Origin of the sequence: Armatimonas sp. (assembly GCF_043760365.1) — a bacterium.
Lineage (GTDB): Bacteria > Armatimonadota > Armatimonadia > Armatimonadales > Armatimonadaceae > Armatimonas.
In genome coordinates this window covers 1-2,153 of record NZ_JAYUPA010000183.1, presented here as the reverse complement: position 1 = coordinate 2,153, position 2,153 = coordinate 1, and the positions used below count along the sequence as shown (strand labels likewise).

The window sequence follows — 2,153 nt, the reverse complement described above, 5'->3', positions numbered from 1 at the left end:
AGACCCGTGCATACTGAAGACTCGCCCCCATTCACGCGCCCAGAGGGCACCCGGTCTTATTGTCCTCATGCTTCGGACACAAAGGGCGTGCCGCCCATGCCGATTTTACTCGGCTATGGCCCGGAGGGACTTCGTGTCGCGAAGCGACAATAAGACCGGGTGCCCTCTGGGCGCGTGAATGGGAGCGAAGATTAGTCGAAGTTGAGGCCCGCTTTCTGCCAGTCGTCGGTGAACTTGCCGAGGCCCAGATCCGTGAGCGGGTGCTTGTAGAGAAGCTCAAGTGTCTTGAAGGGGACGGTGGCGATGTGAGCACCTGCTCTCAGTGACTCGACAATATGCAGCGGATGGCGCGTGGACGCCACGAGCACCTCACTGGCGAAGCTATAGGTGTGTACCATGTCCACCGCATCGCGCACGGCTTCCATGCCGTCGGTTGCCATGTCATCCACACGTCCCACAAAGAGCGAGAGAAACGTCCCGCCCGCCTTGGCCGCGATATGCGCCTGCGTAAGAGAAAACATCAAAGTCACATTGGTGCGGATGCCCTCTTTGGTGAGCTGGCGAATGACTTTCACGCCCTCGGGGCCAAAGGGAATCTTCACCACAACATTGGGATGCCACGACGCGACCGTGTGCGCTTCTTCGAGCATCTTCTCCGCCGAGCTCGCACTGACCACTTCGGCAGACACCGGACCGTCCACCATCGCGCAGATCTCCTTGATGGTCTGCTTGAAGCCCCGGCCCTCTTTGGCAAGTAAAGTAGGGTTGGTTGTCACCCCGTCTACCAGACCCATCTCCGCTACCGTCCGAATCTCGTCTAAGTTCGCTGTGTCAATGAAAAACTTCATCGGTAAAACCCTCCAAAAAGAGTGTACCCAGGGAATCGCTCTGAATCTCGCCCCGAGGAACCGGGGCATCTTATTGTCGCTTCGCGACACGAAGGGCGTCCCGCTCATGCCGAGTACCGAGTAAGCTCGGTATGGCCCGAAGTGGCCTTTGTGTCCGAAGCATGAGGACAATAAGACCGGGTGCCCTCTGGGCGCGTTCATGGGGGCGATCACACGGTATAATCCCCTCATGACTCGTATCTCACTTCTTGCTCTCACCACTCTGACGGTTCTCTCTGCGTCTCTCACGGCTCCCACTCATGCCGCGCTGACGGTTGCCCGCTTGCGCTGTGAGTATAAGACCAACCCGCTCGCGATAGATCTGGCAAAGCCTCGGCTTTCTTGGATCTTGGAGAGTAAGGAGAAGGGCCAGAAGCAGACGGCGTATCAGATTATGGTGGGCACCGCTCCTGGAAAAGTGGATCTGTGGGACACGAGCAAAGTGCTCTCCGACGAGACGATCCAGATTCCCTACGACGGGCAGGCGCTGGAGAGTGGGCAGCAGGCGTTCTGGCAGGTAAAGGTCTGGGATGCAAAAGGCAAGAGCAGTGTCAGTGCCGTGGCGCACTGGACTAAGGGGCTCGGGGCAAACGATTGGAAGGCGCAGTGGATTCAGGCTGCGCAGGCCAAAGTTGTCTCGGCGCTTCCACCCATCACACTTGAGGGCGCTAGCTGGATCTGGCTTGCGAGCGACCCGGAGAACCCGCCCGTGGGCAAGCGCAGCTTCCGTGTGCAGTTCGAAGCGCCTGCGGGAGCCAGCGCCCGGATCGCGCTGACGGCGGACAATAGCTACGCCGTGGCGGTGAACGGGAAGAATCTGGCGATAGCAAAAGGCAGCGACTGGAAAGTTTACAACACCTACGATCTGAAAGACTTACTCGTGGCGGGTGCGAACACTGTTGTCGTTACCGTCACCAATGAGGGCGATGCCCCGAATCCCGCCGGGCTCATCGCTAAGCTGGTGGTCAATGGCCGCAGCTACCCAACCAATGTGGATTGGACGGCGAGCAAAGATAGGCGAAACTGGGAGCAGGTTCGGATTCTCGGTGCAGCAGGGATGGCGCCGTGGGGCAAGGCGGAGCCCGGCGGAAATGGCAATAACGCTATGACTCCGCCGCCGCACTTTCGCAATCGCTTCCGTGTGGAGAAGCCCGTTAAGCGCGCACTGCTCTACGCGACTGCGCTCGGGGTTTACGAATTGGGCCTTAATGGCAAGCCCGTCAGCGATGATGTTTTCTCGCCGGGCTGGACGGAGTACAAGAAGCG

At 59.1% G+C, this 2,153-nt stretch carries 2 protein-coding genes; one reads left to right on the top strand and one right to left on the bottom strand.

The annotated features are described in order from the left end of the window. Positions 1 to 191: 191 nt before the first annotated feature. Positions 192 to 848 carry a fructose-6-phosphate aldolase gene (fsa, locus tag ACH2EH_RS04600; RefSeq protein WP_395139399.1) on the bottom strand — a complete coding sequence of 219 codons (657 nt, stop codon included), beginning with the start codon at positions 846 to 848 and terminating at the stop codon, positions 192 to 194. A gap of 229 nt (positions 849 to 1,077) precedes the next feature. Between fsa and ACH2EH_RS04595 the strand changes: the two genes are divergently transcribed. Continuing rightward, positions 1,078 to 2,153: alpha-L-rhamnosidase N-terminal domain-containing protein (locus tag ACH2EH_RS04595; RefSeq protein WP_395139397.1), on the top strand; the 1,076-nt coding region annotated here is incomplete at its 3' end.

What these genes read in the sequence shown, in the direction of transcription:
- fsa (WP_395139399.1), bottom strand. Translation starts at nt 848, where the DNA reads ATGAAGTTTTTCATTGACACAGCGAACTTAGACGAGATTCGGACGGTA.